Raw genomic sequence first — 21,409 nt, 5'->3', positions numbered from 1 at the left:
GGACGGGATGAACGCTGTGGTGGGTACGCCGGTCCCCGTTCGGGGACACGGCGCGCTAAGGCGTCGGGGACGCCAGGGCCGTCAGGTCGTGACGGGAGCGATGGCCACCGACCTCGTGACCAGGTGGAACGCGAACGCGGCAGCGGCGAGGCTCACCAGACCGCCTGCCACCGCGGTGAGCACCTGGGCATCGGCCAGACCGACCGCCTGGGCGAACGGCCTGCCGAAGTAGCCGCTCTGGAACGCGAGCTCGACGAGGACCATGGGGAGCAGGAACAGCGGGAGGGTGAAGCTCCCGCGCCACACGCCGAAGCCGTAGTACCCCATGCCGACCGCCGCGCCCGCGAGCCAGTACACGCTGCAGAAGAAGAGCTGCACCAGGAAGGCGGTGCCGACCTGACCGCCGTCGGCGTAGAGCTGGGCACGGTCGAACCCGGGCGACCAGCCCTGCGCCCGGAACACGAGCCACTCCACGTAGCCGAGCGCCGCCCCCACGACCGCGAACGTGAGCCCGAGGAACACCGCCGTGAACCAGGTCGACCGGATGAACGAGCGGCGGGTGCCCCCCGCCGCGACGTGCACCGCGATCATGGCGAGGGGCGTGACGATGCCCATGACGAACAGGAAGAACTTCGCCGAGCCGTTCACGACGCCGTCGATCACGCTGCCGTCGAGGATGTCGGTGCGGACCTCGACGTAGCCGATGATGCCCGCGATGATCAGCACGATCGCCCAGAACCACGCGCCGATCTGCCACGTCCCGGCGCACATCGACCAGGCCGAGCTGCGCAGCGCCCGCCTCTCGGCAGCGCGACGCACCGTGGCACGCTGCACCTCGCGGTCGGTGAGGGCCGTGGGGCCCGTCAGGTTCTCGGTCATGACCGCTCCTCTCGGGTCAGGTGCACGAACAGGTCCTGCAACGGCACCGCGCCGAGCTCCAGGCCCGCCTCGGTCGCCGCGGTGCGCTCGGTCTCGTCGAGCGTGCCGAACAGCGTGACCTGGGCCGTGCTGCCCAGGCGTTGGCGGGCCAGCACGCGGCGGCCGTCGACGAACTGCTCGACCACGGCAGCGGCCCCCGTGAGGCTCACTCCCCTGGCGCGGACCGACTCGACGCTCTCCGCGAGGAGCACCCGCCCCTTGTCCACGATCACGACGTCCTCGAAGATCCGCTCGACCTCGTCGATCAGGTGGCTCGACAGGACGATCGTGCGCGGGTGCTCCGTGTAGTCCTCGACGAGCGCGTCGTAGAACGCGTACCGGCTGGGCGCGTCCATCCCGAGGTACACCTCGTCGAAGATCGTCAGCGGCGCCCGCGACGCGAGCCCGATGACCGCACCGAGCGCCGAGCGCTTGCCGCGCGAGAGGTCCTCGGGGTTCTTGCGCAGGTCGATCTCGAACAGGTCGATCAGACGGGCCGCGAGGTCCGCGTCCCAGTGCTCGCGCAGCTCGGCGTAGTAGCCCAGGCTGTCGGCGACCTTGGTCGCGGCGATCGTGTCGCCGCTCTCGCGGACGAGCTGCGTGCCGGCCATGGCCCAGGCGTTCTCGAACGGGTCCTCGCCGTCGACCAGGACCGTGCCGGCGTCAGGCCGACGCATGGCGGCGATCAGCGAGAGGGCCGTCGTCTTGCCCGCGCCGTTGCGGCCCAGCAGGCCCGTGATGGTGCCGGGCCGCACCTGGAGGCTCAGGCCGTCGAGCGCGGGGCGCTTCTCGTCCTTGCCGAAGCTCAGGGTCACGTCCCGGAGCTCGACACCGAACGGCTCGGGGCGGGTGGGGGCGGTCATGAGGTCTCTCCCGTCGGGGGGTGGTTGGCGGCAGGGCCGACGGAACCGGCGGAACCGGCGGACCGTGAGGACCCTGCGACGTCGCGGCCGAGGACGTGGTCCACGATCTCCGCGGGTGTGATGCCCAGCAGGTCGGCCTGGACGAGCGCGGGGCGCAGGACCTCGGCGAAGTAGCGGTCGCGGTGCTCGGCGAGCAGCTTCTCGCGGGCTCCGGTCGCGACGAACATGCCGACGCCACGGCGCTTGTAGAGGACCCCCTCGTCGACCAGCCCCGCGAAGGCCTTGGCGGCCGTCGCGGGGTTGATGCGGAACGTCGTCGCGTACTGGGTCGTGGACATGACCTGCTCCTCCTCGGCGAGGTCGCCGCTCAGGATCTGGGCGCGGATCTGCTGGGCGATCTGCAGGTAGATGGGTTCAGGTCCGTCGAACATGGGGCCCATCCTCTCGTCGATCGCACGTTCCGTGGTTCATTACATGAGTAATGAACCACAGAACCCTCCCCCAGCGCAAGGGCTTCCACGACGAGAAGTGAGTTGTGGCCCCTGATCACCTCGGATCAGGGGCCACAACTCACTTCTCGGGGACGGCACGCAGCGCGACGGCGCCCGCCCACCAGAAGGTGAGGGGCGCCGTCGGGCACAAGGGTCAGGACAGGGCCTTCATCATCTCGACATTGATGAACAGGACCCCTCGCCCGACCTTCATCTCCTGGAGAGCGCCCGTCGCGACCAGGGCCCGGAGCCACTTCGCGGCGGTCGGGCGCGAGACGTCACACCTCTCCATGACGTCCCGGGACCGCGCGTAGGGGTGCTCCATCAGGAGGGCGACCAGGTCGTGGTTCACCGATCCGAGCGCCTTCCGCGCCTCGTCGACGAGGTGCGCCTGGACCGCCTCGACACGTTCGATCAGGCCGACCGTCCGCACCGACGTGGATCGCACGCCCTCGACCATGTAGAGCACCCACTCCTCCCACGCTTCGTCGGACGTCACGAGCCCGAGCAGGCGGTAGTACTCGCCCTTGGTCTCGATGACGTATCGCGACAGGTACAGGAGCGGCAGGTGCAGCAGACCCGCGTCGCACAGCATCAGGATGTTCATGATGCGACCCGTGCGGCCGTTGCCGTCGGTGAACGGGTGGATCGCCTCGAACTGGTAGTGCGCGGCCGCCATGCGGACAAGGGGATCGAGGTCGGACGGCTCGTTGAGGAACACCGACCAGTTGTCGAGCAGCAGCTCGAGCGCCTCACGGCCCGCGGGAGGCGTGTAGACGCGACGCCGGGACCGCGGGTCCCCGATGAAGACCTCGCCCCGACGAAATCCCTCGTCATGCCCCCGGATCACCGTGCACACCTCGGCAGCCGTCCGCGCAGAGAGCGGCCTTCGTCCCACCTGGTCGAACCCGGCCCTCAGGGCGGTGCGATACCGCAACGCTTCCCTCACCGCCGGCGACGCCGTCGAGTCGGTGGCCACCGCCGAGAACAGCTCGTCGGTAGTCGTCACGATGTTCTCGATCTCCGAGCTCGCCTGCGCCTCGAGAAGCGGGATCGCGTTGAGGAGCACCGTCGGGTTCGGCAGCGCCCGCGCCCGCGCGTCGAAGCGAGCCAACGCGTCACGCGCCTCGATCGTCGCCTTCAGCACACGCCGAGTCTCGACCTCGACCCCGGGAGGCAGCAGAGGCAGGGTGTCGTACGGCTCGTCAGGGTTCCAGGCCATGCCGAGAGACTACGTCATGGGTAAAATCTGGCGCCCAGAATTTACACATCCAGAGGACGTGGCAACCGAGTTGACCTATCGCTCTGGAGGCTGAGCAAGTACTACGGCGCACAGCGCGACGGCGCACAGCACGACGGCGCCCGCCCACCAGAAGGTGAGGGGCGCCGTCGGGCACTGCTCTGCGTGATCCGTGTCAGAACCAGCGCGACCTGGAGGTCACGCACGTTCTGACAGCCGGGTCACGCCGGGGTCGAGGCCTTGCTCGCGAGGTCCGCCGCGACCAGCTCCGCGACCTGCACCGCGTTGAGCGCGGCACCCTTGCGCAGGTTGTCGTTCGACACGAACAGCACCAGGCCACGACCGCCCGGCACGCTCTGGTCCGTACGGATGCGGCCCACGAACGACGGGTCGGCACCGGCAGCCTCGAGCGGGTTCGGGACGTCCGAGAGCGCAACCCCCGGGGCGCCCGCGAGCAGCTCGCGCGCACGGTCCGGCGTGATCGCCTGCGCGAACTCGGCGTGGATCGCGAGCGAGTGGCCCGTGAACACCGGGACGCGCACGCACGTGCCCGCCACGAGGAGGTCAGGCAGGCCGAGGATCTTGCGGGACTCGTTGCGGAGCTTCTTCTCCTCGTCGGTCTCCTCCTCGCCGTCGTCCACGATCGAGCCCGCGAGCGGCACCACGTTGAACGCGATGTTCCGGGGGAACTTGTCCGGCGCGGGCAGGTCCACCGCGGAGCCCGAGTGCACGAGGCCCGTGAGGTCCTGCGCTGCGCCCGCGACCACCTGGTCGCTCAGCTCTGCCGCGCCCGCCAGCCCGGCGCCCGAGACCGCCTGGTACGTCGCCACGATCAGGCGCTCGAGACCGGCCTCGTCAGCGAGCGGCTTGAGGACCGGCATCGCGGCCATCGTGGTGCAGTTCGGGTTCGCGATGATCCCCTTGCGAGCCTCGTGGATCGCCTCGGGGTTGACCTCGGACACGACGAGCGGGACGTCCGGGTCCATGCGCCACGCCGACGAGTTGTCGATCACGACGACGCCCGCCGCCGCGTAGCGCTCGGCCTGCGCCTTGGCGGTCGCGCCGCCCGCGGAGAACAGCGCGATGTCGAGGCCCGAGACGTCGGCCGTCGCCGCGTCCTCCACGACGACGTCCTCACCCTTCCAGGGCAGCGTGCTGCCCGCGGAACGCGCCGACGCGAAGTAGCGGATCTGCGCGACCGGGAAGTCGCGCTCCTCGAGCAGACGGCGCATGACGGCACCGACCTGACCGGTCGCCCCGACGACGCCGACGACGAGGCCTGCAGAGTTCTGGTTGCTCATGATTCTCTCCTCGCTCAACGGCCGGTGCCGGCGTAGACGACTGCTTCGCTCTCGCCGTCCAGCTCGAACGCGGTGTGGATGGCCCGCACCGCGTCGTCGAGGCTGTCCGCGCGAGTCACGACCGAGATGCGGATCTCCGACGTCGAGATCATCTCGATGTTGATGCCCGCGTCGCGCAGCGCACCGAAGAGCTGCGCCGAGACGCCCGGGCTCGACTTCATGCCCGCCCCGATGAGCGAGACCTTGCCGATCTGGTCGTCGTACTGGAGCGACGCGAAGCCGATCTCCTCGCGCACGGCGTCCAGGGCCGTGGTCGCGAGGGCGCCGTCGTCCATGGGCAGCGTGAACGAGATGTCCGTCAGCCCCGTGGCCGCGACCGAGACGTTCTGGACGATCATGTCGATGTTCGCGCCCGCACCGGCCACGACCTCGAAGATGCGTGCGGCCGTGCCCGGCACGTCCGGGACGCCGACGACGGTGATCTTGGCCTCGCTGCGGTCGTGCGCGACGCCGGAGATGATCGGAGCTTCCATGATGACCTCTGCCTCGTTGCCGGCCGGGGAGCCGGGAGCCTGCTGGGGGACGTTCGGCACCGAGCGCGCGTCGTTCGACACGATCGTCCCGGCCTTCGTCGAGAACGACGAACGGACGTGGATGGGCACGCCGTAACGGCGCGCGTACTCGACGCAGCGCAGCACCAGGACCTTGGCCCCGCTCGCCGCCATGTCGAGCATCTCCTCGTAGGAGATGTGGTCGATCTTGCGGGCCGTCGGCACGATGCGCGGGTCCGCGGTGAACACGCCGTCGACGTCGGTGTAGATCTCGCACACGTCGGCGCTCAGGCCCGCCGCGAGCGCCACGGCCGTGGTGTCCGAGCCGCCGCGGCCGAGCGTCGTGACGTCGTTGGTGCTCTGCGTGACGCCCTGGAACCCGGCGACGATCGCCACCGAGCCCTTCTCGACGGTCTCGCGGATTCGGTGCGGGACGACGTCGACGATGTGCGCCTTGCCGTGCACGGCGTCCGTGATCACACCGGCCTGCTGGCCCGTGAACGACTTCGCCTTCACACCGAGGTTGTTGATCGCCATCGCCAGGAGCGACATCGAGATGCGCTCGCCTGCCGTGAGCAGGATGTCCATCTCGCGCTGGGGAGGGAGGGGGGTGACCTGCTGGGCGAGATCGATGAGCTCGTCCGTCGTGTCCCCCATGGCCGAGACCACGACGACCACGTCGTGTCCGGCCCGCTTGGTCTCTGCGATGCGCTTCGCCACCCGCTTGATGCTGTCCGCATCAGCGACCGACGAGCCACCATACTTCTGCACGACAAGTGCCACTTGCTGCTCCGTTACGTCGCCGGCCTCCGTCTCTCTCAACGGCCCGCCGGGTGCTTTACGAGTCGGTCGATGATAGCCCCGGGGGTCATGGCCGCGGAAAGCGGGCTCAGGATGCGGCCACCCGGAAACGGGTGTCGTGCGCTGACCAGCGCTGACGCCGTGCTGGTCAGGTGCCGAGAACGAGGTTCGGGACGCTTCCGGGCCGTCGGCGGCCTCCATCCCGTTCTCGGCGGCGGGGGCGTTCGCGCACGGACCCCTCCGGCGCCGTCACGCCCCCACCCGCAAGACCAGCTCGGCCAGCGACGTGATGCGCGCGGGCTCGTCGTGCGGCCCCTGCCCGGTCCGGTCCAGGTGCACGGCGCGGAGCCCGGCCGCCCGCGCCGCGACGACGTCGAGGTCGTACCGGTCCCCGACGTGCAGCACGTCGCCCGGGGCCACCCCCAGCGCCGTGCACACCCGCAGGTAACTCCGCGGTTCGGGCTTGGCGACGCCCAGCCGCTCAGCCGTGAACACGGGACCGAGGCGGCCGGCGAGCCCCACAGCGCCGAGCTTGGCGTGCTGCTGCTCGTCGGTCCCGTTCGTCAGGACGGCCAGCCGCACGGGCAGGTCCGAGAGCGCCGCGAGCATCGGCTCCACATCGTCGAACGCGGTCCACGACGCCTCGTAGTGGGAGGCGTAGCCGACGAACACCCCGTCGAGCTCGGCGTCGCTCCCCAGGTCGACACTCGTGTCGAGGCCTGTGAGCGGCAGGACGTCGCGCAGACGCCGCCGACGCTGCTCCGCAAAGCTGATCTCGCGTGAACGCCACGCGCGGAAGTGCTTCTCCTCGGCCGCGAACCACGCCGTCACCAGTTCGTCGGTCACCTCGACGCCGAGGCCCGGGAGCCAGGCCGCGAGCGCCGCCCGCGCGGACCCGACATGGTCGACGAGCGTCCCGTCGAGGTCGAGGACGAGGGCAGCCACAAGCGAGACGGGTGGCTCCGCACGAGACGGATCTCCCGGGCGGTCGCGCAGCCACCCGTCTCGGACCGGACCACCCGTCTCGGCCCCGGCCGGCCGGACCCCTCATGACCAGCCCCGCCCGACACCCCTTCCTCGCGCACGCTCACTCCCCCAGGCTCGTGACGACGTCGTACCCGAGCTTGCAGATGAGCGCCCCCACGACGACGACGAACACGACCCGCACGAACCCGCTGCCCTTGGCCACGGCCATGCGTGCCCCGATGTACGCGCCGAGCAGGTTCGCGGCACCGATCGCGAGGCCCAAGCCCCACAGCACGGCGCCGTAGGGGACGAAGAAGATGAGCGCCCCGGCGTTGGTCGCGAAGTTCGCGATCTTGGCGAGCGCCGAGGCGGGCAGGAACGCGTACCCCAGGATGCTGACGAGCGAGATGACGAAGAAGGTCCCGGTGCCCGGCCCGAGGAGCCCGTCGTAGAACCCGATCGCGAGCCCGATCCCGGCGGCGGCCCACCGGTGCCCGTTGCCCTCCCAGCGCAGGTTCGTGGCGTGCCCGAGCGTGGGCTTCGCGATCGTGTAGACCGCCACGGCGATCAGGACCACCAGGATGATGGGTTCGAACAGCTCGGCGGGGATCTTCGACGCGAGCGCGGCCCCACCGACCGCCCCGACGAGCGCCGCGAGCGCCATGGGACCCGCGGTCCGCAGGTCCGGCCCCACGCGCCGGTAGTACGTCGTGGCGCTCACGGACGTGCCCATGATGCTCGCGAGCTTGTTGGTCGCGAGGGCCTGGACGGGGCTGATCCCGGGGACGAGCAACAGGGCGGGGAGCTGCACGAGCCCTCCCCCGCCGACCACGGCGTCGATCCACCCTGCGGTGAGGCCCGCGAGGACCAGCAGGGCGATCGTCAGGAGGTCGAGCTCGAGGCCGCCCGAGCCGGGCAGCACGATCCCGTCTCCTGCGGCGAGGGGCGCGTGCGCCACGAGAGGCGGCGTCGCGGCGAGGTCCCAGGTCACACGGAAGTCTTGCACGACGGCGGGCGGGGCACCGGGCGGGGCACCCGGCGACCCACGAGCGGCCGGCGGACGTCACCCGGTCGGGCACCACGCGCCCCGGCCCGCACCGCTACGCTCGGCGCCATGACGAGCACAGAGGCTCCCCAGGGGGATCCAGCAGACCACCGACCACCCGGGCAGGCAGGTCCGCCCGCGACGCCTCCGGCGGCACCTGACGTGCAGCGCGCGCCCGACGGCGACGCCGCGCTCGGCGGGATCGTCGCCCAGGGCGTGCGGCGGGCGTTCGGGGCGGTGCGCGCGGTCGACGGCGTCGACCTGGTGGCGCGGCCGGGCCGGGTGACGGCCCTGGTGGGGCCGAACGGCTCGGGCAAGACGACGCTCCTGCTCGTCCTCGCCGGCCTGCTCACGCCCGACGCCGGCTCGGTACGTATCGCGGGCTTCGACCCCGTCACGCAGGGTCTGGCGACGCGCGCCCGCACGGGGTGGATGCCCGACGCGTTCGGGACGTGGGACTCCCTCACGGCCCGCGAGGTCCTCACGACGTTCGCCGCGGCGTACCGCATGCCCGCCCACGTGGCGGCCGGGCGCGCTGTCGAGCTGCTCGCCCTGGTGCACCTCACCGAGTACGCCGACCTTCCGGCGAGCGTCCTGTCGCGCGGGCAGAAGCAGCGCCTGGGTCTGGCCCGCGCACTGGTCCACGACCCCGACGTCCTGCTCCTCGACGAGCCCGCGAGCGGCCTCGACCCGCGCTCGCGCGTCGACCTGCGCGTGCTCGTGCGCGAGCTCGCCGCGCGCGGCAAGACCGTCCTCATCTCGAGCCATGTCCTGACCGAGCTCGACGAGATGGCCGACGACGCCGTGTTCCTCTCGCGCGGGCGCACCGTCGCGTCCGAGTCCGTGGGCGAGGCAGCGACGACGCGCCGCACGTGGCGCGTGCGCGCGCTCGACCCGGCCGCGCTGCACGCGTGGCTCACCGGCGTGGGGGTCGCGTTCGGCACGGAGCCCGACGGCGCCGCGCTCGTCGACCTCGACAGCGACACCTCGGCAGCGGCCCTCCTGCGCGACGCGGTCGTCGCCGGGGTCCCCGTGGTCGCGAGCGCCCCCGCCGGGAGCGTCCTCGAACAGGCCTACCTCGCCCTCGAGGAGGAGCGTCGATGAGCACCGTGCAGCACCCCCTGACCCCGGTCGAGGCAGCGTCCCCCGTCCCGACCATCCCCGCGGCCAAGGGCGACTGGTCGTTGTCGTGGCACGGCGTCAAGACCGTCGCGGCCCTCGAGCTGCGCCAGCGCGTGCGCTCGACCCGGTGGAAGATCGCGCTCGTGGTGTGGTTCGTGGTCGTCGGCGGCATCACGCTCCTGACGTCCGGGGCCCTCGCCTTCTGGACCGACGACGCCGCCGACGAGGTGCTCTACGGCCCGATCGTGTTCGGCGCTGTCGTGTTCTTCGTCCTGTTCCTCGGGCTCCTCGTCGCCCCGACCCTCAGCGCCTCCTCGATCAACGGGGATCGCAACGCGGGGACGCTCGCGACGCTCCAGGTGACGCTCCTGACGGCGGCAGAGATCGTCGTCGGCAAGCTCGTCGCCGCGTGGAGCGCGGCGCTCGCGTTCCTCGTCGTGAGCGTGCCGTTCATCGCGTGGTCGCTCGTCGCGGGCGGCGTGCCGTTCCTCTCGCTGGTCACGACCGTGCTGTTGCTCGCGGTGCTCCTCGCGGTCGTGTGCGCGATCGGCCTCGGGTTCTCCGCGCTCACGACCAAGACGTCCGGGTCCGCCGTGCTCACCTACCTGACCGTGGCAGGCCTGGCGATCGTGAGCCCGATCCTGTTCGGTCTCACGACGTCGCTGGTGACCCAGACCGAGGAGATCCGGGTGTGGACGGTGTCCGCGGACAACGACTGGGAGTCGGTGGGCCCGATCGAGTGCGAGTGGCAGACCATGGAGAGCGCACGGGTCCACACCGAACGCACCTGGTGGCTCCTCGCCGTGAACCCGTTCGTGATCGTCGCGGACGCCGCACCGCAACCCACCTACGCGGACAGCGACGAGGCGTACTACTCGATGTCCGACCCGTTGAGCATGATCCGCACCGGGGTGCGCTACGCCCGCACGGGCCCGCCGCCCGAGGAGGACTGGTGCGGCGGTGGCCCCGGCTACGTGTCGCCCGTCGACGCCCCCGAGCCGGACGACTCCGTGGTGTGGCCGTGGGGTCTGGGCGCGAACCTGCTCCTCGGGGCCGGAGGCGTGGTCGTCGCGGTGCGGCGCCTGCGCATCCCGACCGCGAAGCTGCCGCGCGGGACGCGCGTGGCCTGATCCCGAGCAGGGGCTCGGGGACAGGAACAAGGACGGGCGCGACCTGCTGGTCGCGCCCGTCGAGCGTCTGCCCGGGCAACACCGGGGGACACGGGTGGCCGCGGGTGGCCGCAGTTCAGGCGTGCAGCGCGTCGTACTCGGCCTCGGCGGCGACGTCGTCCTCGACGTCGAGCCGCAGGTGCGCGAGCACGAGCTGCAGGACGCGCAGCGCGCTCGCAGCGCGCTCGCCCCACAGCGACAGGTAGGAGAACTGCCACCACCACAGGGCCTCGAGCTCCTGGCCCGAGTCGTAGTGCTGGAGCCCCTTGGCGAGGGCTTCGGCGATGCACGCGATGTCCCCGGACACGGAAGCCTGCCCGACGACGGCCCCCAGCACGGGGTCCTCGATCTCCGGGTAGTCGTCGAGGCCGTCGAGCAGCCGGGCCAGGCCCTCGCGCAACGGGTCGAGGTCGGTCTCGGGCCCGGCGTCGGGCTCGAAGCGCTGGTCCGGGACGACGTCCATCATCGCGCCGAGCCGTGCACCGGCGGCGAGCAGGTCCGACGTGGCGAGGAGCAGCAGCGGGATGGCAGCCTCCGGGGCCGCGCCCGACGCGACCTCGGCGGTCGTCGTGAGGAAGGTGCGCGCCTGCGCGGACACCGAGGCCGCGACGGACCGCAGGTCAGACCCCACGGCCTCTTCGGTCTCAACCACTGACGACCCTCCGTCCCTCGAACGCCCGGCCGAGCGTCACCTCGTCGGCGTACTCCAAGTCTCCACCCACCGGCAGTCCGGACGCCAGGCGGGACACGCGCAGCCCCATGGGCGAGAGCATGCGCGTGAGGTAGGTCGCCGTGGCCTCGCCCTCGACGTTGGGGTCCATCGCGAGGATGACCTCCTGGACCGCGCCGTCGGCGAGCCGGGTGAGGAGCTCGCGGATGCGCAGGTCGTCGGGGCCGACGTTGTCGATGGGGTTGATGGCCCCGCCGAGCACGTGGTACTTGCCGCGGAACTCGCGCGTGCGCTCGATCGCGACGACGTCCTTGGGTTCTTCGACGACGCAGATCACCTCGGCGGTGCGCCGGGGGTCGCGGCAGATGCGGCACTGCTCGGACTCCGCGACGTTGCCGCAGATCTCGCAGAAGCGCACGCGCAGCTTGACCTCGGTGAGCGCGTCGGCGAGCCGTCGCACGTCCGCGGCGTCGGCCGCGAGGAGGTGGAACGCGATGCGTTGGGCACTCTTGGGGCCGACCCCGGGGAGTCGGCCGAGCTCGTCGATCAGGTCCTGGACCGCGCCTTCATACACGCCCCCAGCCTACGTGGCGCCGCCGGCTCCGCGGTCCGGCGCGCGGGCGGCACGGGGCGCACGACAGTCGTCGTGTCAGTCGTCGGCCGCGACGATCTCCACCTCGAAGCCGTCGGCGTTCTCGAGATAGGCCGCGTAGTGCTGCGGGCCGCCCGCGTAGGGGTGGGCGTCGGCGAACATCAGGCTCCACCCGTGCTCGGCCGCGCGCGTCACCAGGTCGTCGACCTCGGTGCGGCGCCCGCCCGAGAACGCCAGGTGGTTGAGGCCGGGGCGCAGGCGGTCGTGCCTCGCGGCGCGGGCGGCCGGGCTCGCCTCGAGCACGATGTACGTCGCTCCGCGCAGCCAGCTCTGGCCCGAGGCCCACGTCTGGAAGCGCGTGTAGCCGAGCTCGTCGAGCAGCCACGCCCACGAGCTCTCCGCGGCGTCGAGGTCCTCGACCCACAGCTCGACGTGGTGGAGCTCCCCGCGCGGGCTCACGGTCAGATCCCGGTGTCGATGGTCTCGTCGATCACGACGCCGCCGAGCAGCTGTGCGACGAGCGGGGCACCGACCAGGCCCGACGACGCGAGGTCCGGGTCGTCGTCGGACGGCGAGTCGTCGTCCATCGAGACCGTGACGCGCGCCGCCGACTGCCGGGCCTTCTGCTCGGCGGCCTGCCGTTCGAGCGTCTGGCGGCGGGTCTCGCGCACGCCCGGCGCGGGCCCGGCGGGCGTCGGTGCGCTGGGCGCCGACGGAGCGGAGGCAGCCGGCGGAACGGCGGGGCGCTGCACACTGCCCGACGGCGCCGCTCGCCGCACGTCCGCGGGTGGCGGTTCGTGGTCCTCGTCGAGGTCGGCGGGGGGCTCGGTCACGGGCAGGCCTGCGAGCCAGGCCTCGTCGGCCGCGTTGACGGCCGGTTCGACCTCGTGGGCCGGTGGGGCCGCGACTGCGGACCGGGCGGCGGGGCGCTCCTGAAGGGCGACGTTGCTGTGCTGCGAGGACGCGGCGAGGCCGGCCCCCGCGGGGCTGGTCCCGTCCGGGCCACCAGTCCCATGGTGGCCTGCAGAAGGGTTCGGCGCCGTCGGGGCCGAGACGACGCCGACGCGTTCCGCCGACGTGGGCGGAACGGTCGTGGGCGGAACGGTCGCGTGCGGAACGGTCGCGTGCGGAACGGCCGTGTCTGCGGCCGGCCCGCCCTGGGCGGGCGCAGCCGGGCCTGCGCCGGTCGACGTGCTGCCACCGGTCGGCTCTCCGGCGCCGGACGGCTCGTCGTGGTGGGGCGCGGGGGGCGCGACGGGTGCGGGGTTGCTCGGGCCCGAGCCGCCCCCTTCGTCGAGGCGGGCCTCGACCCGGACCTGGAAACCGAGCGTCTGGTAGACGGCCTCCTGGACGGCTCCCGTGTGGCGCGACGTGGAGAAGGTCCGTGCGAGCGCGGGCGTCTGGAACGCGAGGTACAGGGTGTCCGGCGTGAGCTCCCCGACCTGAGCGTTGCCGCTCACGAGCGACCAGGTGACACGGCTCGAGCTGAGGGTCTGGAGGACCTCGGGCCAGCGGCGGCGCAGCACGTCGGTGCTGAGCGCGTCCGCGTCGCTCGCCGCGGGTGCAGGCGTCACCACGGGGGCGGGGGCGGTCGGCGGGTCAGCGGGGGCCGGGGGCGCCGTGACCACCGGAGCCGGAGCCGGAGCCGGCGCCGCAGGAGCCGGTGCGGGCGCGGGATCGACCCGGACGTCGCCGGGAGCCGTCACGGATCCGAGGGGCGTGGTGCCGCCGGCGTCCTGGCCGTCACCCTCGACCGGAGAGACCCCGAAGGTGTCGGCGGCGTCGACCGGAGCTGCCGCGCGCGCGGCGGTTCCTGGCTCGTTGGTCGCGGGCTCGACGGTGCCGACGGGCACCACGACGGGCCAGTCGTCGCTCTCGACCGGTGCGCTGGAGGGGACCGCCTCGGCGGCGGCGTCGCTCCCACCCGGAGCCGACGTCCCGGCGGGCACAGCAGCAGTGGGCACAGCGGGCGCAGCAGCAGCCCCCTCCCCCGCCTTGCGGGCCTGGAGCGCAGCCCGTGCGGCGGCGGCCCCGCTGAGCCCGTTGACGGGTGCGGCGGGCGCGGCGTCCTCGACCCGTGCGACGCGGGGTGCCGCGACGAGCCCCTCAGGGCCGCCGGGCCGTGGCGCGGAGGCGGCCGGTGCGAGGCCGCCGGCTCCCAGGCCGCCCCGCTCCAACCGGTCGATGCGGGCTGCGAGCCCCGCGGCGCCGTCGTCCACCCCGGGGAGCAGGAGGCGCGCGCAGAGGAGCTCGAGGTGCAGGCGGGGTGACGTGGCGCCGCTCATCTCGGTGAGTGCGGCGTTGACGAGGTCGGCGGCGCGCGAGAGCTCGGCCGCGCCGAGGTTCTGCGCCTGGGTCTTCATGCGGTCGAGCTGGTCCGAGGGGACGTCGCGCAGCACCGCGTCCGCGGCACCGCCGGAGACCGAGATGACGATGAGGTCGCGCAGGCGTTCGAGGAGGTCCTCGACGAAGCGGCGCGGCTCGTGCCCCGTGGTGATGATCTGCTCGACGACGCGGAAGATGCTCGCGCCGTCGCGGGCCGCGAGGGCCTCCACGACGTCGTCGAGCAGCGAGGCGTGCGTGAAGCCCAGGAGGTCCACGGCGCGCTCGTAGTCGACGCTCCCGGCCTCGGCGCCCGCGATGAGCTGGTCCATGACGGACAGCGAGTCACGCACCGAGCCGCCGCCCGAGCGGACGACGAGCGGCACGACGCCCGTGCCGATGGTCACGCCCTCCGCGGCGCAGAGCTGCTCGAGGTAGGGGCCCAGGACGTCCGGCGGGACGAGGCGGAACGGGTAGTGGTGGGTGCGCGAGCGGATGGTCCCGATGACCTTGTCCGGCTCGGTGGTCGCGAAGATGAACTTCACGTGCGGCGGGGGCTCCTCGACGAGCTTGAGGAGCGCGTTGAAGCCCTGCGGCGTGACCATGTGGGCCTCGTCGAGGATGAAGATCTTGTACCGGTCGCGGGCGGGTGCGAAGGTGGCGCGCTCGCGGAGCTCACGGGCGTCGTCGACACCGTTGTGCGAGGCCGCGTCGATCTCGATGACGTCGAGGCTGCCCGACCCCCCGCGCGCGAGCTCGATGCACGACGAGCACTCCCCGCAGGGGGTGTCGATGGGCGTCTCCTCGGTGTTGCGCGCACAGTTCAGCGTGCGGGCGAGGATGCGCGCCGAGGTCGTCTTGCCGCAGCCGCGAGGGCCCGAGAAGAGGTAGGCGTGGTTCACGCGTCCGCTGCGCAGTGCCTGCCGCAGGGGTCCGGTGACGTGGTCCTGCCCGATGACCTCGGCGAAGGTCTCTGGCCGGTAGCGGCGGTACAGGGCGGTGCTCACCCCGGCAACTCTAGACGGCGTGGCTGACAGCCCGCACCGCGGGTCAGCGCCGCAGGACCTTGCGCGCGAGCCAGTTGCCGAAGAACTGCACGACCTGCACGATCACGATGATGACGACGACCGTCACGGCCGTCACGGCCCAGTTGTAGCGCTGGTAGCCGTACCGGATCGCGAAGTCGCCCAGGCCGCCGCCGCCGATGTAGCCCGCCATCGCGGACATGTCGATCACGGCCACGAAGATGAACGTGTAGCCCAGGATGAGCGGAGCGAGCGCCTCGGGGATGAGGACGGTCCGGATGATCCGCCACGGCGAGGCGCCCATGGCGCGCGCGGCCTCGACGACGCCCGGGTCGATGCTCACGAGGTTCTGCTCGACGATGCGGGAGGTCCCGAACGCCGTCATGACGGACAGCGGCAGGATGAACGCCTCGGTGCCGATCGTGGTCCCGACGACCGCGAGCGTCACGGGGTAGATCATCGTCAGGAAGATGATGAACGGGATGGGTCGGACGATGTTGACGAGCACGTTGAGGACGTTGAACACCACGCTGTTGGCCAGCAGGTTGCCCTTGCGCGTGCAGTAGAGCGCGAGCCCCAGGATCAGACCGCCGAGCCCGCCCGCGAGGAGCGCGATCGAGACCATGTAGAGCGTCTCTCCGAGCGCGTCCCACAGGATCGGCAGCAGGGTGGACCAGTCGCGGTTCATCGCTTCCCTCCGAACGTGCCGGGTGCGCCGCCGAAGTCACCGGGCTGGGTGCCCTGGGTGCCGCCGGGGCCTCCCGTCCCGGGCCATCTCTCGCTCTGCCACGCGTCGCGCGGGTCGGGTTCGTCGACGCGGCCCGACGGCGGAGCCCCGGTCGCGTCGTCGACCTCGCCGGACTCGTCGCTCGCCCCGGCCACGACACGCGGGTCGTCGCGCGGGTCCGCGGCGGTGCCGAGGTCCACGACGTCGGTGGTCGCCGCGAGCTCGGTGAGGAAGGCCGTGATCGTGGCGTCGTCGCCCGCGAGCTCGAGCGTGAGGGAGCCGAAGGGCCGTTCCCCGATCTCGGAGATGCCGCCGAAGACCACGGCGCCGTCGAGCCCGTGCTCGCGCAGGAGCCGCGTCAGGCTCGCGCCCGAGGTCCCGTCCTCGTGGACACCGACGGTCACGAGGCGCCCGGGGTGCCGTCGCCGCAGGCGTTCGAGCGCCTCGGGGCCGGGGCGGTCGCGCAGCGCCGTCCCGACGAACTTCTTGGTGGCGGTGGCCTGCGGCGAGGAGAACACGTCGTAGACCTCGCCGACCTCGACGACCTTGCCGTGCTCCATGACCGCGACGCGGTGACACGTCGATCGCACGACGTCCATCTCGTGCGTGATGACGACGATCGTGACGCCGAGCTCGGCGTTGACGCGGCGCAGGAGCGCGAGCACGTCACGCGTGGTCTCGGGGTCCAGGGCACTCGTGGCCTCGTCCGCGAGCAGGAGCTTGGGCGACGTCGCGAGAGCGCGGGCGATCCCGACGCGCTGCTTCTGCCCGCCCGAGAGCTGCGACGGGTAGGCCGTGGCCTTGTCGGACAGGCCGACGAACTCGAGCAGCTCGGCGACGCGGGCCTCGCGCCGGGGCTTGTCCCAGCCTGCGACCTTGAGCGCGTAGGCCACGTTCCCGGCGACGGTCCGCGAGGACAGCAGGTTGAACTGCTGGAAGATCATGCCGATGCTCGCCCGCACGGGCCGCAGCTCGCGTTCGGAGAGCGCGCTCACCTCGTCGCCGTCGACGACGACGCTCCCGCTGGTGACGGGTTCGAGCGCGTTGATGAGCCGGACGAGCGTGGACTTGCCCGCGCCCGAGTAGCCGATGACGCCGAAGATCTCACCTGCCCGGATGTCCAGGGTGACGCCGTCGACGGCCGCCACGGCGGACGACCCGGTCCCGAAGACCTTCGTCACGTCGCGGAAACGGACCATCGTGTCCGAGGTGGTGCTCACGGAGGAACCTCTCGTGCGGGGGTGCGACGGCCGGGCCCCTCGTGAGGGCCGCGCGGCCGCGCATCGTGTGCGGGGGGACGACAGGCGTGTACGGACAGTCCAACACGCGGGTGGTGCGTGGGCGAGGGCACACCGGTGCCCGACGGCGTCGGGTGAGCGACGCCGTCGGGCACCGGTGGCTCGTGCCGAGGGCTCAGCCCTGGGCGCGGTAGTTCTCCTCGATCCCCGCGAGGATCTTCTGGAGGTCCGCCGCGGAGTTGTCCTTGATGACCGCGGAGTTCGCCGAGGCCTTCTTTTCGGCAGCGATGACCTCTTCGTTCTGCGAGAGCGCGGCGATCTTCAGCAGCGTCTCGTTGTCCTTGTCCTCGGCGCGCGCGACCCAGATGTTGATGTAGGGCTCGGAGACCGCGGAGTCGGGGTCGTCCTGGAACAGGGCGTCCTCGGGCTCGAGCCCGGCGTCCGCGAGGAAGTCGTTGTTGACGACGGCACCGTCGACCGACTTGAGGGCGATGGGCGCCTGCTCGGCCGAGACCGGGGTGACCTTGACCTTCGAGGACGGGAGCACGTCGGCCTCGGTCGACAGCGAGCTGCCGCCGTCCTTGAGCTCGATGAGCTTGGCCTCCTGGAGCACGAGCAGCGCGCGGGCGAGGTTGGTCGCGTCGTTGGGGACCGCGATCTCACCGCCCGCCGGGATGTCCGCGAGCGCCGTGTGCTTGGTCGAGTAGAGCGCGAGCGGGTAGACCGCGGTCGCGCCGATCGGCTGGAGGTCGTCGCCGGCCTCGACGTTGTACCCAGCGAGGAACTGCAGGTGCTGGAACTGGTTGAGGTCGATCTGGTCCTGCGCGAGCGCCGGGTTGGCCTGCTGGTAGTCGCCGAAGTCGACGATCTCGATGTTCAGGCCCTCTTCCTCGGCGACCTTCTCGAACACGGCCCACTTGTCGTCGGCTGCGCCGACCACGCCGATCTTCACGACGTCGTCCGCGCCGCCTGCCGAGGCGCCGCTGTCGGCGGGCGTCGTGGCGCACGCGCCGAGGGTCAGGGCGGCGGTGGCCGCGAAGGCGGCGAGGGTCAGGTTCTTGCGGAGCATGGTCTGTCCTTCCGGTGACGGGCGCCGGCGGTTGTCGCGGGGCGTCCGTGGGGGCGTCACGGTGGTGACGGTGTGGGAGGTGGAACGTCCTCCTGCCCGACGACGGCGCGCGCGTCGCGAGGACACGTCACCGGTGGTCGGTGGTTCAGGAAGGGATGAGGCGGGGCGCTGCGGCGCGGGCTCCGGTCGTCTCCGGGCTGCGCTCGCGGAGCGGGCGGTGCGGTGCTGGGGTCAGGTCAGAGCTGACAGCACATTCGACCGGCGCCACGCAGGACGGAGCGACACGACATTCGGCAGCAGGCGGCTGCGCGGTGCGTCGTGAGCTCGGTGCTCGTGGTGCGGGTCATGGCTCCATGATGCGCACGCTCGACGCCTCAAAACCACTGCAGTGGTCGATATTCCAGATAGTGGACGGAATTTCGTCCGCATCATGGTCATTCGCGGGCGACATGTCATGTTCTGTGGCGATATCACCAGGTCGGCTATGACGCAGGCCACACCCCGGAGCCACCTGGGCCGGGACATGCAAGGACCCCCCGTGCACCCACCAGAGCCCACCTGCCCTTGCTGCCTTCCGGCCCTGGGGGAGTTCAGTGAGTTAGCGCCGCACGAGGGGTCTGGACCCAGACTAGCCCAGGAGTGCCGGTCGTCTGAAACCGGCCCTCAAGGACGGCGCCGCGCGGCCCCGGGACGGGCCGATTCGGTCGCAGGCCCGGCGTCCGGTATTCTCGACACGCTGCCTGACGCCCCGCGTGGGTCGACGCTGCAGCACGGAGGATTCGCCTAGTGGCCTATGGCGCACGCTTGGAAAGCGTGTTGGGTTAAAAGCCCTCGGGGGTTCGAATCCCCCATCCTCCGCAGACCGAAGGGCCCGCAGCCTGCGCTGCGGGCCCTTCGTGGTTCATCGCCCCGGGCTCTCAGCCCAGGTCGTCGACGCTGCTGAGCAGCCGACCCGCGGTCGCGACGAGCTCGTCGCGCGGGACACCGTCGCCGATGAGCCGCACCGTCCCGGCCGGGGACGCGTCGATCGAGACGACCGTGCGTTCCAGCCCCTCAGGGTGCGAGGCCACGGTCACGGTCTCCTCGCCCGAGAGCTCGGGGACCTCCTCGAACACCCAGCCGTCACCCAGACCTTCGACGGTCACGCCCGCGTGCATCGCGTGGACGTACAGGCCTGGCCCCTGGTCCTCGGGCTGCCCCTGCACGTAGACCGAGCTCGTGGATCCTGCGAGGTCGAGGTCGACGGTCTCGACGAAGCGGAACCCTGCCGGGAGGACGCCCGGGTCGAGCTCGGCCGACGCGGCCTGCAGGAGCACCCCCTCCCTCGTCGAGCCGTCGAACGTCGGTCGGGGGGTCGCACGGGCTGCGGCAGCAGGGGTCTGCTCCGCGGTGGCCATGGGCGAGGCGGTGGAGAAGCAACCTGCGAGCGTCACGGCGACGACGCCGAGACCGAGGGGCAGCAGGACGAATCGGGTGGGGTGGGAGCGCACCCTCGGATGGTGCCATGCCGACCTGTGTCGGACAAAAGCCTCGGGCAACGGTCCAGAAGGAGACCGGGTCGGTGCATACTGACCAGCGTGCCCCACGCAGACCGCACGCTCCCCGTCGACCGAGCGGCGGCCTGGCAGGTCGCCGAGCACCCGGTCCACGCGCCGGACTCCCGGGCGATCCTGTTCCGGTACTACACCGAGGTCAGCGACCGGTTCTACGGCCACGCGACGCCGCCGGACGACCTCGCAGCGGGCTTCGCCGCTCAGGACGACTCAGGGCTCGCCGCTCCCGACGGCTCGTTCCACCTCGCCTGGGCGGACGGCGGCGACGGCCCGGTGGCCGTGGGGTGCGCGGGGGTCGAGCTCGCGCCCGACGCCACCGAGCCGACCGCGGAGCTCCGGCGCGTCTTCGTCGAACCGGCGTTCCGTGGCCGAGGCGTCGCGAGCGCTCTGCTCGGCGCGGCCGAGGCCGCAGCACGGGACCTGGGCGCCGTGGTGGTGCGGCTCGACACCCGGCACGACCTCGTCGAGGCCCTCGCCCTCTACGCACGGCGCGGGTACGTGGACGTCCCGGCGTTCAACGAGGACCGGTATGCGCAGCGGTGGCTGGCGCTGCGGCTCTGACGAGGACGACGTGCCGCGCCGCGGCGCCCCCTGTCACTCCGGGTCGCGGGGCAGCATGATCCACAGCACGACGTAGGCCAGGATCTGCGGTCCGGGCAGGATGCACGAGGCGACCGCGATGACGCGGACGAGCGTCGGGCTGATGTCGAAGCGGCGGGCGAGGCCCGCACAGACGCCGGCGATCACGGCGCCGCGGCGCGGTCTGGCGAGGATGTGGCTCATGCTTCGACGGTACGCCCGGGCCCGGCGCGCGCACATCGGGGACTCCCCTGGTCCGCCCCTGATCCGCGGGTCCGCTCCCGGAAGGACGACCGTCATCCTCGCGGCGGACTCCCGGCACCTCCGGCCACGCCCTCGGCGACCTCGAACCTTGACGCCTTCTTGACGCACCACCTCTTGCATCCTGCTGAACGCGTGTTTAGCGTGTTGAACATGCGTTCAGCATCACGGATCGACGAGCCCGTCCCGACCAGGACCGGCCCGCGAGCACCTGACGAGACGGAGGCGCCCGACGCCCCCGACCTCACCGCGCGTGCCCGCATCCGCGACGCCGCCCTGCTCCGGTTCGCGTCCGAGGGCTTCCGGGTGCCGGTCCGCACCATCGCGGCCGACGCCGGGGTCAGCCCAGGGCTCGTCATCCACCACTTCGGGTCCAAGGAAGGGCTGCGCCGAGCATGCGACGAGCACGTCCTCGTCGTCATCCGCGAGAACAAGCGCAACGTCCTGGGCGACGAGCACGGCTCGCGGAGCGGCCCCGTGGACGTCCTCACGCAGCTCGCCTCGATCGAGGAGTTCGGCCCCGTGCTCGGCTACGTCCTGCGCAGCCTCCAGGAGGGCGGCGACCTCGCCCGCTCGTTCGTCGAGAGCATGATCGACGACGCCGTCGCCTACATCGCGGACGGGGTCGCCACGGGGACCATCAAGCCCTCGCTCGACGAGCGCGCACGCGCCCGGTACCTCGTCACGCAGTCGCTCGGGACGGTCCTCCTGGACCTCACGCTCCACCCGCCCACGGACCCGGGCGACACCGGGTCCGTCATCCGGGGGTACGTCGACCGCCACGGCCTGCCGTCGATCGAGCTCTTCACCGGCGGGTTCCTCACCGACCGCAGGTTCCTCGACGCGTACCTGCGGTACGCCGAACCTCCACCCGGCGAGCAGGCCGCAGCGTCGGCACCGTAGCCC

The 21,409-nt window shown here is 72.0% G+C and carries 21 protein-coding genes, 1 tRNA gene and 1 other RNA gene; 5 read left to right on the top strand and 18 right to left on the bottom strand.

Features of this window, described 5'->3' with window-relative positions; genetic code table 11:
* Positions 1–81: 81 nt before the first annotated feature.
* From IE95_RS0100320 to IE95_RS0100285, 8 genes are all read right to left on the bottom strand, one after another.
* Entirely contained in the window at positions 82–879 is a 798-nt protein-coding gene (locus IE95_RS0100320) for a hypothetical protein (protein WP_030143977.1), read from the bottom strand.
* Positions 876–1,781, bottom strand: coding sequence for an ATP-binding cassette domain-containing protein (locus IE95_RS0100315; RefSeq protein ID WP_030143976.1), 906 nt, complete (start codon positions 1,779–1,781; stop codon positions 876–878). Before IE95_RS0100315 ends, IE95_RS0100320 begins: the two co-directional genes overlap by 4 nt.
* Positions 1,778–2,212 carry a GntR family transcriptional regulator gene (locus IE95_RS0100310; RefSeq protein ID WP_051702521.1) on the bottom strand — a complete coding sequence of 145 codons (435 nt, stop codon included), beginning with the start codon at positions 2,210–2,212 and terminating at the stop codon, positions 1,778–1,780. Before IE95_RS0100310 ends, IE95_RS0100315 begins: the two co-directional genes overlap by 4 nt.
* Positions 2,213–2,426: 214 nt before the next feature.
* The gene (locus tag IE95_RS0100305; RefSeq protein WP_030143974.1) at positions 2,427–3,494 is read right to left on the bottom strand and encodes a Fic family protein; all 1,068 of its coding nucleotides are present in this window, start codon (positions 3,492–3,494) and stop codon (positions 2,427–2,429) included.
* Positions 3,495–3,733: 239 nt separating this feature from the next.
* Positions 3,734–4,813, bottom strand: a complete 1,080-nt coding sequence (locus tag IE95_RS0100300; RefSeq protein ID WP_030143973.1) for an aspartate-semialdehyde dehydrogenase — start codon at positions 4,811–4,813, stop codon at positions 3,734–3,736.
* Between the two features lie 14 nt (positions 4,814–4,827).
* A complete protein-coding gene (locus tag IE95_RS0100295; protein WP_030143972.1) occupies positions 4,828–6,147 on the bottom strand; it encodes an aspartate kinase in 1,320 nt (439 codons plus the stop codon).
* Positions 6,148–6,414: 267 nt separating this feature from the next.
* Positions 6,415–7,110 carry an HAD family hydrolase gene (locus tag IE95_RS0100290; protein ID WP_030143971.1) on the bottom strand — a complete coding sequence of 232 codons (696 nt, stop codon included), beginning with the start codon at positions 7,108–7,110 and terminating at the stop codon, positions 6,415–6,417.
* A gap of 142 nt (positions 7,111–7,252) precedes the next feature.
* Positions 7,253–8,050: a TSUP family transporter gene (locus IE95_RS0100285; protein WP_036570349.1), complete on the bottom strand. Its 798-nt coding sequence runs from the start codon at positions 8,048–8,050 to the stop codon at positions 7,253–7,255.
* A 195-nt stretch (positions 8,051–8,245) separates the two neighbouring features.
* Here IE95_RS0100285 and IE95_RS0100280 point away from each other — a divergent pair, with 195 nt between their 5' ends.
* Together IE95_RS0100280 and IE95_RS0100275 are read left to right on the top strand one after the other, a co-directional pair.
* Positions 8,246–9,280, top strand: a complete 1,035-nt coding sequence (locus tag IE95_RS0100280) for an ABC transporter ATP-binding protein (protein ID WP_084689635.1) — start codon at positions 8,246–8,248, stop codon at positions 9,278–9,280.
* Positions 9,277–10,428 carry an ABC transporter permease gene (locus tag IE95_RS0100275; RefSeq protein ID WP_084689634.1) on the top strand — a complete coding sequence of 384 codons (1,152 nt, stop codon included), beginning with the start codon at positions 9,277–9,279 and terminating at the stop codon, positions 10,426–10,428. The genes IE95_RS0100280 and IE95_RS0100275 overlap by 4 nt, the downstream gene beginning before the upstream one ends.
* A 115-nt stretch (positions 10,429–10,543) precedes the next feature.
* Here the strand turns inward: IE95_RS0100275 and IE95_RS0100270 are convergent, their stop codons facing one another.
* The 8 genes from IE95_RS0100270 to ffs all read right to left on the bottom strand — a co-directional run bounded on the left by IE95_RS0100270 (position 10,544) and on the right by ffs (position 18,731).
* Entirely contained in the window at positions 10,544–11,119 is a 576-nt protein-coding gene (locus tag IE95_RS0100270) for a DUF5063 domain-containing protein (protein WP_030143967.1), read from the bottom strand.
* Positions 11,112–11,711, bottom strand: a complete 600-nt coding sequence (gene recR, locus IE95_RS0100265) for a recombination mediator RecR (protein ID WP_030143966.1) — start codon at positions 11,709–11,711, stop codon at positions 11,112–11,114. The genes IE95_RS0100270 and recR overlap by 8 nt, the downstream gene beginning before the upstream one ends.
* A gap of 75 nt (positions 11,712–11,786) precedes the next feature.
* Complete coding sequence (locus tag IE95_RS0100260; protein ID WP_030143965.1) at positions 11,787–12,188, bottom strand: VOC family protein; 402 nt, start codon at positions 12,186–12,188, stop codon at positions 11,787–11,789.
* A 2-nt stretch (positions 12,189–12,190) separates the two neighbouring features.
* The gene (locus IE95_RS0100255) at positions 12,191–15,058 is read right to left on the bottom strand and encodes a DNA polymerase III subunit gamma and tau (protein ID WP_030143964.1); all 2,868 of its coding nucleotides are present in this window, start codon (positions 15,056–15,058) and stop codon (positions 12,191–12,193) included.
* Between the two features lie 43 nt (positions 15,059–15,101).
* The gene (locus tag IE95_RS0100250; RefSeq protein WP_030143963.1) at positions 15,102–15,764 is read right to left on the bottom strand and encodes a methionine ABC transporter permease; all 663 of its coding nucleotides are present in this window, start codon (positions 15,762–15,764) and stop codon (positions 15,102–15,104) included.
* On the bottom strand, positions 15,761–17,023 hold the full coding sequence (locus IE95_RS0100245) for a methionine ABC transporter ATP-binding protein (protein ID WP_420819376.1): 1,263 nt from the start codon (positions 17,021–17,023) through the stop codon (positions 15,761–15,763). Before IE95_RS0100245 ends, IE95_RS0100250 begins: the two co-directional genes overlap by 4 nt.
* 193 nt (positions 17,024–17,216) lie before the next feature.
* The gene (locus IE95_RS0100240; protein WP_030143961.1) at positions 17,217–18,110 is read right to left on the bottom strand and encodes a MetQ/NlpA family ABC transporter substrate-binding protein; all 894 of its coding nucleotides are present in this window, start codon (positions 18,108–18,110) and stop codon (positions 17,217–17,219) included.
* A 524-nt stretch (positions 18,111–18,634) separates the two neighbouring features.
* Positions 18,635–18,731, bottom strand: an RNA gene (gene ffs, locus IE95_RS19920) — signal recognition particle sRNA small type.
* A gap of 151 nt (positions 18,732–18,882) precedes the next feature.
* Between ffs and IE95_RS0100235 the strand changes: the two genes are divergently transcribed.
* Positions 18,883–18,968: transfer RNA gene (locus IE95_RS0100235), tRNA-Ser, on the top strand.
* A gap of 59 nt (positions 18,969–19,027) precedes the next feature.
* Here the strand turns inward: IE95_RS0100235 and IE95_RS0100230 are convergent.
* Entirely contained in the window at positions 19,028–19,600 is a 573-nt protein-coding gene (locus IE95_RS0100230) for a hypothetical protein (RefSeq protein ID WP_030143960.1), read from the bottom strand.
* Positions 19,601–19,687: 87 nt separating this feature from the next.
* Between IE95_RS0100230 and IE95_RS0100225 the strand changes: the two genes are divergently transcribed.
* On the top strand, positions 19,688–20,224 hold the full coding sequence (locus IE95_RS0100225; protein ID WP_030143959.1) for a GNAT family N-acetyltransferase: 537 nt from the start codon (positions 19,688–19,690) through the stop codon (positions 20,222–20,224).
* Between the two features lie 33 nt (positions 20,225–20,257).
* Here the strand turns inward: IE95_RS0100225 and IE95_RS0100220 are convergent, their stop codons facing one another.
* Entirely contained in the window at positions 20,258–20,446 is a 189-nt protein-coding gene (locus IE95_RS0100220; protein ID WP_030143958.1) for a PspC domain-containing protein, read from the bottom strand.
* A gap of 210 nt (positions 20,447–20,656) precedes the next feature.
* On the opposite strand from IE95_RS0100220, the gene IE95_RS0100215 reads away from it, so the two are divergent.
* Entirely contained in the window at positions 20,657–21,406 is a 750-nt protein-coding gene (locus IE95_RS0100215; protein ID WP_084689632.1) for a TetR/AcrR family transcriptional regulator, read from the top strand.
* Positions 21,407–21,409: the final 3 nt, after the last annotated feature.

Source organism: Oerskovia turbata (assembly GCF_000718325.1).
In the GTDB taxonomy this organism is placed as follows: Bacteria; Actinomycetota; Actinomycetes; order Actinomycetales; family Cellulomonadaceae; genus Oerskovia; species Oerskovia turbata.
Note: the sequence above shows the minus strand (reverse complement) of the source record. Positions and strands in the feature narration are given on the sequence as shown.